The 14806-nt window shown below is 42.3% G+C and carries 11 protein-coding genes; 5 read left to right on the top strand and 6 right to left on the bottom strand.

The window, feature by feature from the left end; genetic code table 11:
* The first annotated feature begins 87 nt into the window (after positions 1–87).
* The 3 genes from M1E93_RS08310 to M1E93_RS08300 are packed head-to-tail and all read left to right on the top strand — an operon-like array spanning position 88 to position 3924.
* Positions 88–2517 (top strand): DMSO/selenate family reductase complex A subunit, encoded by a 2430-nt coding sequence (locus tag M1E93_RS08310; RefSeq protein WP_004920940.1) that lies wholly within the window; start codon positions 88–90, stop codon positions 2515–2517.
* 11 nt (positions 2518–2528) lie between these two features.
* Complete coding sequence (locus tag M1E93_RS08305) at positions 2529–3146, top strand: DMSO/selenate family reductase complex B subunit (RefSeq protein WP_014656207.1); 618 nt, start codon at positions 2529–2531, stop codon at positions 3144–3146.
* A 1-nt stretch (position 3147) separates the two neighbouring features.
* Positions 3148–3924 (top strand): dimethyl sulfoxide reductase anchor subunit family protein, encoded by a 777-nt coding sequence (locus M1E93_RS08300; protein ID WP_004920946.1) that lies wholly within the window; start codon positions 3148–3150, stop codon positions 3922–3924.
* Positions 3925–4698: 774 nt separating this feature from the next.
* On the opposite strand, the gene M1E93_RS08295 is transcribed toward M1E93_RS08300, so the two are convergent.
* On the bottom strand, positions 4699–5241 hold the full coding sequence (locus tag M1E93_RS08295) for a DUF924 family protein (RefSeq protein WP_004920950.1): 543 nt from the start codon (positions 5239–5241) through the stop codon (positions 4699–4701).
* Between the two features lie 694 nt (positions 5242–5935).
* Between M1E93_RS08295 and fumC the strand changes: the two genes are divergently transcribed.
* Together fumC and M1E93_RS08285 are read left to right on the top strand one after the other, a co-directional pair.
* Positions 5936–7387, top strand: coding sequence for a class II fumarate hydratase (gene fumC / locus M1E93_RS08290; RefSeq protein WP_053110985.1), 1452 nt, complete (start codon positions 5936–5938; stop codon positions 7385–7387).
* Positions 7388–8052: 665 nt separating this feature from the next.
* Positions 8053–8322 (top strand): hypothetical protein, encoded by a 270-nt coding sequence (locus M1E93_RS08285; RefSeq protein WP_014656212.1) that lies wholly within the window; start codon positions 8053–8055, stop codon positions 8320–8322.
* 44 nt (positions 8323–8366) lie between these two features.
* Here the strand turns inward: M1E93_RS08285 and M1E93_RS08280 are convergent, their stop codons facing one another.
* From M1E93_RS08280 to M1E93_RS08260, 5 genes are read right to left on the bottom strand one after another with little or no spacing between them, the layout of a single operon-like run.
* Entirely contained in the window at positions 8367–10106 is a 1740-nt protein-coding gene (locus M1E93_RS08280; protein WP_104873648.1) for an acetyl/propionyl/methylcrotonyl-CoA carboxylase subunit alpha, read from the bottom strand.
* The gene (locus M1E93_RS08275) at positions 10099–11706 is read right to left on the bottom strand and encodes a 5-oxoprolinase/urea amidolyase family protein (protein WP_104873558.1); all 1608 of its coding nucleotides are present in this window, start codon (positions 11704–11706) and stop codon (positions 10099–10101) included. The genes M1E93_RS08280 and M1E93_RS08275 overlap by 8 nt, the downstream gene beginning before the upstream one ends.
* Positions 11707–11715: 9 nt before the next feature.
* Positions 11716–12522 carry a putative hydro-lyase gene (locus M1E93_RS08270; RefSeq protein WP_004920961.1) on the bottom strand — a complete coding sequence of 269 codons (807 nt, stop codon included), beginning with the start codon at positions 12520–12522 and terminating at the stop codon, positions 11716–11718.
* Positions 12519–13292 (bottom strand): LamB/YcsF family protein, encoded by a 774-nt coding sequence (locus M1E93_RS08265; protein WP_060561101.1) that lies wholly within the window; start codon positions 13290–13292, stop codon positions 12519–12521. Before M1E93_RS08265 ends, M1E93_RS08270 begins: the two co-directional genes overlap by 4 nt.
* Positions 13293–13307: 15 nt before the next feature.
* Entirely contained in the window at positions 13308–14546 is a 1239-nt protein-coding gene (locus M1E93_RS08260; RefSeq protein ID WP_014656216.1) for an NRAMP family divalent metal transporter, read from the bottom strand.
* Positions 14547–14806: the final 260 nt, after the last annotated feature.

Raw genomic sequence — 14806 nt, 5'->3', positions numbered from 1 at the left:
TTGATGTAGGTCATGTTGCTGATGAGTGACTTTTTTTAACATATAAAACAAGAAAGTGATGTCGAACTTTACATATAGGCAATGTCAATGCATAAAACAAATAAAAATACTCATTTTGGAGAGCTGAGTCGGAGGGAGTTTATTCAAACCTCTGCAACGGTTGCTACCGCTGCTGCTGTTGCAGGCTCAATCACTCTTCCTTTTACCGCTCAAGCAAAAACACCAGAGATCATGCCTGATGAAGTCAACGAGAAAATCAGTTACAGCGCTTGCTTAGTTAACTGTGGTAGCCGTTGTCCACTCAAAGTCCATGTTAAAGATGGTGTTATCAGCCGTATTTCTAACGAAACCATGTACGACGACTCAACTTTGGGCGAACACCAAATTCGTCCATGTTTACGTGGTCGCTCTGTACGTTGGAAAACCTATAACCCAGATCGTTTGAAATACCCAATGGTACGTGTTGGTAAACGTGGCGAAGGTAAGTTCAAGAAAATCAGTTGGGATGAAGCGACTACTATCATTGCAGAAAAACTAAAATACACTATTGATAAATATGGTAGTGATGCCATTTATTATCAGTATGGTACGGGTTCGACAGGGGCGAATTTACATGGTCGTGCGGCCTGTAAACGTTTATTAAGCCTAACCGGTGGTTTTCTCGGTGACTACGGCACCTATTCCTATGCTCAATTAATGGAAATCACACCGTATGTATACGGTAGCGTTGAAGAATCGCTCCTATCTGAGATCCAAAACTCTGACTTAGTCGTGATGTTTGGTCATAACCTTGCCGAAACGCGTATGTCTGGTGGCGGTCAATTTTATGAAACATTGAACGCACTTGAGAAAAGTAAAGCTAAAGTCATCATTATTGACCCTCGTCGCACTGACAGCGTGACGACGCTAGGCGCAGAATGGATCCCAATCTATCCTGGTACGGATGCCGCGCTGGTTGCTGCATTGGGTTATGTGATGATCCAAGAAGGCCTAACTGATGAAGCGTTTTTGAAAAACTATTGTGTCGGTTGGGATGAGAGCACACTCCCTGCTTCAGCGCCACGTAATGGCTCCTACAAAGATTATATTTTAGGAAATGGCCCTGATGGCATTGCGAAAACACCTGAATGGGCAAGTAAGCTAACAGGTATTTCTGTTTCGCGGATCATTCAACTGGCTCGTGAAATTGGTAACGCAAATCATGCTTGGATTTCACAAGGTTGGGGTCTACAGCGTACTGAGAATGGCGAACAGGCTTGCCGCTCCATTATGATGCTACCTATTATGTCAGGCAACATCGGTCGTCCAGGTACTAACACTGGCCTATGGGGTAATAGCATTGCTTATCCTGTTGCCGGATTTAGTTTACCAAACCCTGTCAAAGCAACGCTGCCATCCTTTATGTGGACAGAAGCGATCGTGCGCGGCAAAGAGTTAACCGCAGAAAATGGCGGTATCAAAGGCGCAGATAAGCTAAACAACGATATTAAGTTCATGTGGTGTTACTCCAGTAATGTTATTGGTAACCAGCACGCTGACTTGAATAAAACACATGAAATTCTATCTGACGAGTCAAAATGTGAATTTATCTTAGTTTGGGATAATCATAATACTCCATCGGCTAAATACGCTGATTTACTGTTGCCAGATGTTACTCCTGTTGAGACCAACGATCTGATCAACAACTCTTACGCAAGTGGCGCATATCATTATCTGGTGCGTTTACAAAATGCTATCGAGCCATTGTGGGAAAATCGCCCTAACTATGATGTATTGGCCGAAATTGCAGAAAAAATGGGTGTAAAAGAGCAGTTTACTGAAGGTCGCACTTATGAAGAGTGGATTGAGTATTGCTACAATAAAACCCGTGAAACTATGCCTCATCTACCTGAATTTAGTGAAACAGATGGTGCAGGCATTATTGACCGTCGATTTGCTGATACGTCAAAACACATTGCCCTAAAAGATTTCCGTGATGACCCGATTGCGAATCCACTGAAAACGCCATCAGGTAAGATTGAAATCTATTCTGAGCAGTTAGCAGAGCGCGTTAAAAACTGGGAGCTCCCTGAGGGTCAACGTATTCCTGCCATCCCTGAGTACTGTGCAAACAAAGAAGGTGTTGAGCAGCAACGTAATCAACAGACTTACCCTCTGTTAATGACCGGTTTCCACGACAAAGGTCACGTCCATTCAAGCTATTTTAATGTTGAAATGTTACGTGAAGCGATCCCTCATCAATTCTGGCTTAACCCAATCGACGCGCAAGAGCGTGGTTTAAGCAATGGTGATATTGCAGAAATTTTCAACGACCGTGGTCGCATTCAGATTAGAGTTAAAGTGACTGAGCGCGTATTACCGGGGGTTATTGCCGTTCCACAAGGCGCATGGCGCACTTTGGATCAAGCAGGATTAGATACAGGAGGCTGTATCAATACCCTCACCTCACAAGTTCCTTCACCACTAGCGAAAGGAACACCACAACATACTAATCTTGTTGAAGTGAAACGCGCTTAAGGAGTTAATTGATGAAACAGTATGGCTTTTATTTTGACTCCACAAAATGTACTGGCTGTAAAACGTGTCAAGTCAGTTGTAAGGACGAAAAAGATCTCGATTTAGGCCCTAAATTCCGCCGTGTATACGAATTTGGTGGTGGTAGTTGGCAAAAACAAGATGGTATTTGGCAGCAAAATGTCTATAGCTACTATTTATCTATCTCTTGTAACCATTGCTCTAATCCAACCTGTGTGGAAGGTTGCCCAACAGGGGCGATGCACAAACGTGCCGAAGATGGTCTTGTCGTTGTTGACCAAACCGTTTGTGTCGGTTGTCGTTACTGCGAATTACGCTGCCCATACGGTGCGCCGCAATATGACGAGAAGAAAAAACTGATGAGCAAATGTGATGGCTGCTACGAGCGCGTTGCTAAAGGTATGAAACCCGTTTGCGTTGAGTCATGCCCACAACGTGCATTGGACTTTGATGATATCAATGTCCTACGTGAGCTTCACGGTACAGAGTGTGGTATTGCGCCTATGCCAGACCCTAGCCTTACCAATCCAAACATCGTTATTAAACCACATAAAGATGCCAAACCTTCTGGCGATAAAAGTGGTGAACTAAAAAACCCTGCGGAGGTGTAAAATGCATGAATTACCACTAGTCTTTTTCACCGTGTTGGGGCAGTCTGCTGCTGGGCTATTTTTATTAGCTTATTTAAGTAAAAAAATAGGTTCAATTGATGAAAAGCAACTGAAAAATGCCAATATCCTCGCCTTTGTTGTGATGATTATTGGGTTAGGTATTGGTGGCCTACATGTGGGCCAACCACTGCGCTTTTTCAATATGTTGCTAGGTGTTGGTCGCTCACCGATGAGTAACGAAGCCTTTTTAAGTGGTGTCTTCGTCACTTTTGCCGCTGCAACCTTGTTTTTTACACTCTTTTATAAACAAGCATTACTACGTGAATTAGCGAATATTGCCGCGGTTATTTCAGGTGTGGCGTTTGTTTGGTCAATTCCACAGGTTTATAACATTGCTTCAATCGCAAACTGGAATACGGGCTATACTACGCTGCAAATGTGGATGACCATGTTAGTTGGCGGTGGTGCTTTAGCAATAGCTATTGGCGCTCGTGGATTAGGGATCGCCTCTTTCCTTATCGGTGCGTTGGTTATTTTCGCTAGCCGTGCGGGGTATCAAGCGTTCTTATCCGAAACCGGTCCAGCATTGAGCGCTGAGCAAACTGGCTTCTGGGGTTTCCAAGTCGTTGTCTTAGTTATTGCTTTGGCAGGATTTATCGGTATGGCATTAAAACAACGTGCACCAAAAGCGACATTAGCGACATGTGCGGGTGCTGTTTTACTGGCTGAACTTGCAGGACGTATTGCCTTTTATAACTTATGGCAAATCACCATGTAGTTCCACGAGTATCAATTTAATAATCACGTTAAGAGCCTGCGAATGTAGGCTCTTTTTTTAATTAGCGTATAAACACAAAAGTAATAATTAAAGCCACCAGCATCACTGCAACCTTCTCAATACAGTATTCCATTTTAAGGCAATTTTCTGCATTAAAAAATCACACATTACCGCAACTAGCGCGATAATAAATGTCCCCCCTATAATATAAGCGAAGAGGATATCCGCTACTATAATTTCAATTATTAGACCCTCTACTTGATGGCTGTGTGGTAGAAGTTCTATGAACCAAAGGAGTATAGAAAAAAGGCCTGGGATCAAAAAGTACAATAAGTAGCGGTGAAAATGATTCAAACTTTTTTTGAGATAAAAGTAAAATACAGGTATTAGAAAGAGCCAATAACCGAGTAAATATAAACTCATTGATTTGTAGTACGCTAGCAATAGCAGATAAGTATTTGCCCCTTCTCTATAAAAAGGAAAAAATAGCTGCTGTACAGCTTGAAGATAATAACAAATTATACCAAAACAAAGTGATAGACATGATATCAACGCATTATGGTTATTAGAAGGCATTAGAGAGATCCTTTTCACCTGTTTAAAATAACCTTAGTAATAAATCTTTTAATAAAGCGAAAGAATGCAGCAATACATTCGCCTTTTTTCTCACAATAATCAATAAGTGATACCACTAAATCTTCTTCATTTTGTCAACAGGGGTTTGCAGTGTTTCCATTCACGGCAAACCTAGCCACCCCAGCGTTTAGAAACTACCTAAAAAGCGGAATTTGGTTGCTGTAAAAAGGCAATTTCCTCTTTAGTAGAAGGACGCCCCAATATCTGGTTTCGATGTGGATAACGACCAAAACGATCAATAATCGCCTTATGTTGCATTTCATAATTTAGCGTATTGTCATCCCCTAAGCCACGAAATAGCTCAACCGCTTGCTGATGAATAAAGCTTGATTCAGAGTGCATAAACGGCATTAAAATAAATTTGCGTTGAGATAGTGGCAGCAAATTATAATCTGCTTGTTTTATCGCTTCTTGAGCCAATACCAGTGCCATTTGGTCTTGGGCAAAAGCTTTCGGTGTATCACGCCACACATTGCGAGAGAACTGATCTAAAACGATAATCTCAGCTAAGCGCCCACGAATAGAAATACGCCAATAAGCTAACTCTCCTTTTGCTGCACGCTCTAGTGTTCCGCCGAAACGCTGCATAATAAGAGCATCAAACTTTTCATTTTTTTCAAACCACTGTTTTGAGGTTGACTCCTCAAACCAAAATGTTAAAACGTTTTCCATGGTATTCATAATCGTTATAAGCCTAAATTTGTTAGTGATAAGTTATTTTTTATCGTAAATAAAACCTTATAGTATTGTTATGAGCTACTTCTTAAAACTGCAATCTTCAGATAAATATTTTGTATTTTTGCGAAGCGCTTCCAAAATCAGCGAGTAATAGTGCATATAAATTAATCATCAAGGATAGATAGTCCATTAAAAATCTGATAAAAAATAATCAGATCCCATGTGTTAACTTGTTCTGATAGGTATTATTAATAATCCAATAATCTTGAGACTAAAGGAATGTTACTAGACACCGTTTATCCCCCTTATGAATAACGTATTCATCGCGGCATTGTTACATGCTCAATGATTTTTTACTTCACTGATACGATTCTCACTATTAATACAACCAATATGGGTTATCTAGACAATGTTTTGAGAAGAACATAAGTAAGTCTACTTTTGCCATTTAAACTATTTGACTTAATATTAAATAAATTTATTTCTCCTTTTCCCTCTATTTATTTTTCTTTTTAATATTTATTTTTGTTGCATAGAATTTTTTCACAGTTAATTTCTGTTAATTTACAAGTGAAATCGAAATCAAATCATCATTAATTGATTTTTTATTTATTTTTTATAAATGATTTGAACAAAAAATATATATCCTAAATAATATTCCCTAGATATACATCCTCTCATCATTTAGGAATTTATAATGGAAAATAAATACAGTCTAAATAAGACATTACCAATCGGTATTAATGAGACAGGTTTTCGTGAAGAATTCGATAGTATGGGGAAAATAAATGTTCCTGCCGACCGTTATTGGGGAGCACAAACTCAGCGTTCATTACAGCATTTTAATATTGGCAACGATTTAATGCCAAAAGAAGTGTATCACGCTTATGGTTATATCAAAAAAGCTTGTGCGTTAGTTAACTGTGCTGCTAACCGACTTCCTGAGTGGAAAAAAGAGGCGATTGTTATCGCTGCGGATGAAACTATTAATGGTCAATTGGATGAGCATTATCCTCTTTATGTTTGGCAGACTGGCTCTGGCACACAATCGAATATGAATGTGAATGAAGTTATTTCCAATCGTGCAATTCAATTGCTTGGTGGAACGTTAGGAAGTCAATCGCCCATAGGGCCAAATGATGATGTCAATATGGGGCAGTCATCTAATGATACCTTCCCAACCGCGATGCATATTGCTGCCATTTTTGCACTTGATGAGCAATTAATCCCAAGTATTGAAAGTTTAATTGATGTTATTGAGAAAAAAGCCAGCACTTGGATGAATGTAGTGAAAATTGGCCGTACTCATCTGGAAGATGCCGTGCCTTTAACTGTTGGTCAAGAGTGGTATGGTTGGGCAGGTCAACTCAGAGATGCTCTCGAAGATATTAAACGTAGTAAATTAGATCTTTATAAGCTCGCGGTTGGCGGCACCGCGGTTGGTACAGGTCTCAATGCACCAGCCGGTTTTTCAAAAGATGTTGCCGATAAAATAGCTGAGTTGACTCAAAAACCCTTTATTACTGCACCCAATAAATTTACTGCGCAAGGCTCTCTGGATGCGTTAGTTCGCACACACGCATCTATTCGTGGATTAGCTGTCGCACTCATTAAGATCGCCAACGACATGCGCTGGTTAGCTTCGGGTCCTCGCTGTGGCTTTAGTGAGTTAATTTTACCTTCTAATGAACCAGGCTCTTCAATCATGCCAGGTAAGGTTAACCCAACTCAATGCGAAGCAATTGTGATGATAGGTATTCAAGTGATGGGCAATGATACTGCAATCGCCATGTCAGGCAGCCAAGGTAACTTTGAATTAAATGCGATGCGCCCTGTTATTATCAATAACTTGCTACATTCAATTCGTATTTTAGCTGATGGTTGCCATAAATTTAGAGAGTTTTCTGTTGAAGGTACGCAATTAAATACCACTAAAATCACTGAGTATGTCGATAACAGTGTGATGTTAGTTACCGCTTTGTCACCTATTATTGGTTATCAAAATGCGGCGCATATTGCAGAAAATGCCATAGCCAAAAATATCACTTTAAAAGAATCCGCTATTGCTTCAGGAAAAATAAGTGAAGAAGACTTTAATAAATATGTGAATCCAATCGATATGACTGGCAATGGTTTATCGGGTGCTTAACCCATCTTTTTATGATGATTAAAATAGCAATACCACAGTAAGCAAAACAAGATCCCCCCTTGAAATAACATTATTATATATTTCAGGGGGAATAGCATAAGTGATATATTACCACCTAGTGACATTAAAATTTAGCTTAACCGGATTTTGGCTTGGACCTATTATTTTCGCTGAGTTCACCCACAAAAAATACAACTGTGTGGCGTAATTTTGGAATAATCCGCCCTTTACACTATTCGCCCTTCGCTGACGTCTATTCAATGTACACCACTGTTCTATAATAGAAGCGATATGTATTATGGTAGTTTGATCAAGCATTTTATTCACTATGCTGTCGCGGCCGATACACCTATACTCGTTGGCTAGTTCGCTGTAGAACCAAATTGTTAAAAATAAAATACGTTCGATTTAACCCTTTTTACGGTTGCCATTCCAATAATTTTATTGATTTGCTATTTAATGCCAATTTAAAATGATTTTTCACGCAATTACATACATTTGATAAATGCAATGGTAAGATCCGCGTAAACCCAATTAATGCTCGTTTATATCAACATTTATCGGGTTAACAATTGTCATTGCATTATTTAGATCATCAACAGTCAATTCAGCCACCACACTGTGGCATGGTATTAACCCAATACTCGTTGGAGGAGCGGCTCGAAATGGCAGGACATATGGTACTCATTGGCTGGGCATTATGGGTAAGTCCTTGTGGCACAGATGCCTGTGATGCATTGCCTGTGACTGAGACCATTTTTACACAAGATCAGTGTATCACCCGTAAATCTTATCTCGAATCAAAGCGCCCTAACCTCTATTTTATGTGTGGTGAAGTCTATCGCGATAGCGAAGAAATCAAAAAAGACGATAAGCACAGTGTGCCCGCCCCTAACCCACCATTGCGTGCACTCCCTGAACGTATTTCGCGATAATGGTTATTTAAACGGGAGCAAGTAAACACTTGCTCCAGAGTGAACTAGTCATTTATTTCTGCAATTACGCTATCTGCATCAATATAATCACCCTTATTGACAATATATTTCAGCGTACCGGCACGGTGAGCGATCACCTGTACTTCCATTTTCATCGCTTCCATGACACCAATAACCTCTCCTTGAGCAACCGTGTCGCCTTCTTCAACTAACCAACTAAACAGTACGCCTGAAATAGGGGCATTCACTTGCTGATCTTGTGCGACCGCTTGATGATTCGTTATTGAAGCCTGCTTTGTCGATGGCATCGCTAACCCAGCTAACCATTGTGTCGGTAAACCAAGCTCACAGCGCTTCCCATCGATTTCAATAAAGGTACGCGTTATTTGTGGGTTATTTTGTGGTAATTGCCGTTTTGCTGGTGCAAGCTCAACAGAAAATTCAGTTTCAATCCAGCGAGTATGCACATTAAACCTTTCACAAAAGTCAGCATGCTCCATCACCGCACGATGGAAAGGCAGTACGGATGCCACGCCTTCAATCGAAAATTCGCCTAAAGCACGGCGAGCGCGCTGGATAGCTTGTTCGCGTGTATTGCCAATGACAATCAGTTTTGCCATTAAAGAATCAAACGTACTTGGGATAGTCGCCCCTGCCACAACACCACTGTCTAAACGGATACCCGGGCCGGATGGGGGATCAAATTTAAGGATAACCCCCGGTGTGGGTAAAAAACCATTTCCTGCATCTTCTGCGTTAATACGAAACTCAAAAGCATGCCCTCGTGGTTTAGGGGTTTCGCGGATACTTAATGGTAAACCTTGTGCTATCCGTAATTGCTCAATGACTAAGTCAATCCCTGCGGTCTCTTCGGTAATAGGGTGTTCAACTTGTAAACGCGTATTCACCTCAAGAAATGACAATTTGCCATCTTGGCTTAACAAAAATTCGACGGTTCCCGCCCCCACATAATTGGCGTGACTACAAATATCGACAGACGCTTTAATCACTTGTTGTTGTAATTGTTCTGATAAAAATGGCGCTGGTGACTCCTCCACTAATTTTTGATTTCGTCGTTGTAAAGAACAATCACGCGTTCCCACGACAACCACGTTGCCAAATTTATCCGCAATAACTTGCGCTTCAATATGCCGAGGATTATGTAAAAACTGCTCTAGGAAACACTCGCCTCGCCCAAAAGCCGCTGTCGCCTCTCGCACCGCAGAGTGATATAGCTCCTCTACCTCTTCCATGTGCCATGCTACCTTTAAGCCTCGACCGCCACCGCCATAGGCCGCTTTAATCGCAATCGGCAAACCATTGGTATGGGCAAATTCAACGACTTCTTTGGCCTCTTTGACAGGCTCTTTGGTTCCTGCCACTAAAGGTGCGCCGACCTGCATCGCAATTTGACGAGCTTTGACTTTATCACCCAATATGTCAATGGTTTCAGGTTCTGGGCCAACCCAAATCAAGCCCAACCCTTGTACCGCACGAGCAAACTCTGCACGTTCTGATAGAAAACCATAACCAGGGTGAACCATGGTTGCCCCTGATTTTTTCGCTACCTCAAGTAATTTATCCATATCCAGATAGCTTTCGGCGGGTGTACTTCCCGATAATCCATATGCTTCATCCGCCATCTGAACATGCAATGCGTTAATATCGGGATCCGCGTAAACCGCGACTGAATCGAAGCCAATATCCCGACACGCACGAATAATGCGAACTGCTATTTCGCCACGGTTTGCGATCAATACTTTATGTTTAGTTTGATTATTCATTGTAGGCATAAGTATCCCGACTCCCTTCATATTCTTTAAATACCCCGATTGGGTTAAATTGTATTTGGGCATTAACGGGTAGCTGCCCCGCTAAATCCAAGTGATATTCACATACCGCACCAATAACCGGATAACCTCCAGTTAACGGATGGTCATTCAAAAATAAGACCGGTTGTCCATTCGCAGGGATTTGAATTGCCCCAATACACGTTCCCTCACTGGGTAACTCTTGATGTATTGCACGCTCAATAGCCGCATCGCCCGCCAAGCGTAACCCGATACGATTGGATGCTGCCGTAACCTGCCATAATTGTGACGTTAACTGTTGTACCGCCTGTGGAGTAAACCAATCAGTTCGAGGCCCTAAAATGATATCTAGCACCACCACATCACTCGTACTTGGGTAGTTAAATGCAGGTTGTTCATCAAGTGAAATAGCCGTTGGTTGTTTAAGTGATTTAACCGCTAATGTCTGCCCTACCGTTAATGGTGCAGGCCCTACCTGTGCTAATGTGTCAAAAGAACAGCTACCAAGAACAGGCGTACTTTGGATGCCACCGCGTATCGCAAAATAGCTACGCACGCCTTTTGTTGCCGTTCCTAAGCGAATAATATCCCCCGAGGCTAAATGAATCGCTTGATATTGCTGTGCGCAATAGGTAACACCTTCGGCTGTCGTAATTTCGATATCACAACATGCCCCTGTGACTGCTACCAATAACGGTTTATTTGCCTGTGCTTTAAAACCCCCCTGGGTAATTTCCAGCACTGCTTCATGGATTGCATTTCCTACCAACCGATTTGCGCTTCGTAGCGCGCCTTTATCCATAGCTCCGGATTCAGAAATTCCCAATGCAGCCTGCCCTATTCGCCCAATATCCTGTAATAACGTTTGTAATCCTGTGGCAAGGACAGTGATATCACTACGTTGGCTATCCTTATGATGCGCAACTGTTGGCTGAGGTAGGCTATAGGTGATCCCCGTTTTCGCAGCATCAACAAAATTGACACGATACCCCGGTTTTAACAGTGCAGGCTCTGTGCGATGTAAATCCCATACAGCCGTTGGTGTAACGCCAATTAATTGCCATCCCCCTGGACTTGCTTGAGGATAGACGCTACTGAACTCGCCAGCTAAAGCAACAGAGCCAGCCGGAATTCGGATCCGTGGTGATGGCCGACGTGGTACATTTAATTGGGCATTTTTTGCAACCATATAAGCAAACCCTGGTGCAAAGCCACAAAAAGCCACTTGGTATTCATTGTTAGTGTGTCTTCTTATTACTTCATCAATTGACACCCCTAGGTGTTCAGCAACATCAGCAAGATCTTCACCGTTATAATGAACAGGGATAGTCACCAACTGGCCTAATTTAAGATCCGCCTTCGAAATATCTAACCTTTCAATTTCATCAATGATGATATTGGCATTCGTAATAACAGGATTAAAGCGAACTAAAACGGTTCTTGCTGCTGGTGTAATTTCTTCAATCGCAAGCTGACGTGACATGTTACGCAGTACATCCGTCAGAGCCATTGTCTCTTCAAGACTTTGTAGCTCAATCATAAAAGTGCTTAAATTGACAGGTAAAAATCGCATTAAACCCCCTTATACATGATAGGCTGCATCAGGAATATCCGTTATAAACATATGCCCCGGCGCATGGCTTAAGGCAAATGGAACGCCTGATTTCATCACGGCTGCTTGTGGCGTTACACCGCAAGCCCAAAACACAGGTATTTCTCCCTCTTCAATGCGAACTGGATCGCCAAAATCAGGTTGCATAATATCGACAATCCCTAATTGTTCAGGGGCGCCAATATGAACAGGGGTTCCATGAACCGATGGAAAACGCCCTGTAATACTGACCGCATCCGCTACACGATCCGCAGCGATAGGCCGCATTGAAACCACGAGCTCTCCATGTAATCGCCCCGCTGGACGGCATAACCGATTGGTTTTATACATTGGCACATTGGTTTTATCCGTGATATGCCGTACATCAATACCCGCTTCTATCAATGATGTTTCAAAAGTAAAGCTGCAACCGATTAAAAAAGTCACTAAGTCAGTGTGTTGATGATAAATCTTGCTGGCATCCGTGATCTCATCCACCAGTTTCCCCTGTTGCCAAACGCGATAACGAGGAATATCCGTTCGCAAATCGGCCCCTTCAGCCAAAATGGTTTGCCAACTCCCCGCTTCGCATACATCCAGTACAGGGCAGCTTTTCGGATTGCGTTGTGCATACAATAAAAAATCAAAGGCCCAATCACGAGGCAACGCAATCATATTGGCTTGAGTCAATCCAGCAGCCAAGCCCGCCGTCGGTTTATCAAAACCTTGTCGAATAGCTTCTCTTGCGGCTCTTGCTGCCATAATCGCTTTTTCTGACGCCTTAAATAAACTTGTCATAGGGCCCCTCCCGAAAAAGCTCTGATTTCAACACCATGCTGTTGTAATAACTCACGCACATTTTGCGCCATCGCTAATGCCCCAGGGCTATCACCATGAACACAAATAGAGCCCGCTTCGATCGGCGTAAAATCCCCTTCAATTGATATTACTCCCCCTTCATTCACTAATTGCAGCATGCGCTGTGCAACTTGCTCAGGATCATGTAATACCGAACCGGCTTCCCGACGGGAAACCAAAGCACCATTAGAGTGATAAGCCCTATCCGCAAATGCCTCTGCAATAACGGTTAGCCCTCGCTCTTTGGCCCATCCAATCAGTGGCGAGCCTGCAAGTGCAACCAAAACTAACTGTGAATCGATAGCGCATATTGCATCAATAACAGCCATTGCTTGACGCTTATCATGGGCGATGGTGTTATACAGTGCCCCATGAGGCTTAACATAGCTGACTTGGCAACCAACCGCAGTTGCAAGCCCTTTAAGTGCACCTATTTGATAAATAACATCAGCGCTCAGTTCATCCGAGGCGATATCCATATTGCGCCGCCCAAAGCCCACTAAGTCTGGATAGCCTACATGTGCCCCTACCGTAACATGGTTCAATTTCGCCGCTTTTAATGTTCGCAAAATACCTTCTGGCGAGCCTGCATGAAAGCCACAGGCGATATTTGCACTACTGACAATTTTCAGCATGGCTGTATCATTGCCCATTTTCCATTGACCAAAGCTTTCCCCGAGATCACTGTTTAAATCGATGATTTTTTTCATTGTTCTATTTGACCTCTATTTCAAGTAGTTAAAAATTGCTTCAACCGACATAGCCCCCATATACCATGTTAATGCACAGACAATGATACCGGACCATAACAACCAACGTGGATAGTGATAGCCGGACATCAAATCGGCACGTTTCCACCCGATATAAACAAAGATGGTTAAACCAATCGGTAAGATCAGACCATTAAACCCACCAGCAAAAACTAATAATGCGGCAGGTGCGGTTCCCATCATTAAGTAGACCGCCAGCGATATTGCGATAAATAAGATGGTGGCAATATTACGTTGCCTTTCTGTAATGGATTTTTTAAACGCGGTAATGAAACTCATGGAGGTATAAGCAGCACCGATAACACTCGTTAATGCAGCCGCCCATAAAATCAACCCGAAAATGCGTAAGCCAAAATTCCCAGCTGCCGCTTGGAAAGCTTGAGAGGCAGGGTTAGCAGCTTGGCCTGATATATCAATTGTCACGCCACTTGCCACCACACCAAGAATGGCAAGAAATAAAATATAGCGCATTAATCCGACAACTAAGATCCCTTTAGTTGCAGCGCTTGAAACAACATGGATGTTTTCAACTCCAACAGCCCCTTTATCTAGTAAACGATGGGCACCAGCATAGCAGATATAGCCCCCTACCGTACCGCCAACAATGGTAGTAATCATCGCAAAATCAACGGTATCTGGTAGCACGCTTTGGCGTAATGCTTCACCAACGGGTGGATTGGAAGCAAAGGCCACAAACAGCGTTAAACCGATCATGACTAGGCCTAACAAAATGATCACGCGGTCAATGAAGGTACTCGCTTTACGGGAAGAGAAGATATATATCGCTAACAGGGCACTGAGCAGCCCGCCCCATTTGGGATCTAACCCAACAAGGGCATTTAACCCTAATCCAGCCCCTGCGATATTACCGATATTAAAAATCAAACCACCAAAAATCACCAATACTGCAAGTAGATAGCCACTTCCGGGGATGGTGGCATTAGCGATATCCGATGAATGCATTTTGGTTAGAGTAACCACTCGCCAAATATTCTGCTGCACCACAAAGTCAATAATAATGGATGCCAAGATCCCAAAAGCAAACGCGGCTCCTAAGGTAACAGTAAAGGTTGCTGTTTGAGTAATAAAACCTGGCCCTATTGCAGATGTCGCCATTAAAAATATTGCCCCAATCAATGAGGTACGCCTATTTTTTATGAACTCTGCTGTGCTGGTACTTTCTTGAGCTGCCATGTGCATACTCCTTTCGGATTGTTTTTGTCGTTATCGATGTTGTGTTAGTTATAAAGGCAATAATCATGCCATTGTTCTACCAATACACATTATTGTTAATCTATCTTTAATATATTGTTGAACAATTAATAGTGAATGGCGAATTAACAAGCAATCAAAATCGTGGTTTGCGATTTAAAAATCAAAGACCGATCACTTTTTTAACAAAACACATAAATAATTAACATTTTTTGAATGCTAATTACGGCGAAATGCACCAT

Source organism: Providencia sp. PROV272, assembly GCF_049901975.1.
GTDB classification, from domain to species: Bacteria; Pseudomonadota; Gammaproteobacteria; order Enterobacterales; family Enterobacteriaceae; genus Providencia; species Providencia stuartii.
Note: the sequence above shows the minus strand (reverse complement) of the source record. Positions and strands in the feature narration are given on the sequence as shown.

What these genes read in the sequence shown, in the direction of transcription:
- M1E93_RS08265 (WP_060561101.1), bottom strand. Translation starts at nt 13,292, where the DNA reads ATGAAAAAAATCATCGATTTAAACAGTGATCTCGGGGAAAGCTTTGGT.
- M1E93_RS08305 (WP_014656207.1), top strand. Translation starts at nt 2,529, where the DNA reads ATGAAACAGTATGGCTTTTATTTTGACTCCACAAAATGTACTGGCTGT.
- M1E93_RS08260 (WP_014656216.1), bottom strand. Translation starts at nt 14,546, where the DNA reads ATGGCAGCTCAAGAAAGTACCAGCACAGCAGAGTTCATAAAAAATAGG.
- M1E93_RS08300 (WP_004920946.1), top strand. Translation starts at nt 3,148, where the DNA reads ATGCATGAATTACCACTAGTCTTTTTCACCGTGTTGGGGCAGTCTGCT.
- M1E93_RS08285 (WP_014656212.1), top strand. Translation starts at nt 8,053, where the DNA reads ATGGCAGGACATATGGTACTCATTGGCTGGGCATTATGGGTAAGTCCT.
- M1E93_RS08275 (WP_104873558.1), bottom strand. Translation starts at nt 11,706, where the DNA reads ATGCGATTTTTACCTGTCAATTTAAGCACTTTTATGATTGAGCTACAA.
- M1E93_RS08280 (WP_104873648.1), bottom strand. Translation starts at nt 10,106, where the DNA reads ATGAATAATCAAACTAAACATAAAGTATTGATCGCAAACCGTGGCGAA.
- M1E93_RS08295 (WP_004920950.1), bottom strand. Translation starts at nt 5,241, where the DNA reads ATGAATACCATGGAAAACGTTTTAACATTTTGGTTTGAGGAGTCAACC.
- fumC (WP_053110985.1), top strand. Translation starts at nt 5,936, where the DNA reads ATGGAAAATAAATACAGTCTAAATAAGACATTACCAATCGGTATTAAT.
- M1E93_RS08310 (WP_004920940.1), top strand. Translation starts at nt 88, where the DNA reads ATGCATAAAACAAATAAAAATACTCATTTTGGAGAGCTGAGTCGGAGG.
- M1E93_RS08270 (WP_004920961.1), bottom strand. Translation starts at nt 12,522, where the DNA reads ATGACAAGTTTATTTAAGGCGTCAGAAAAAGCGATTATGGCAGCAAGA.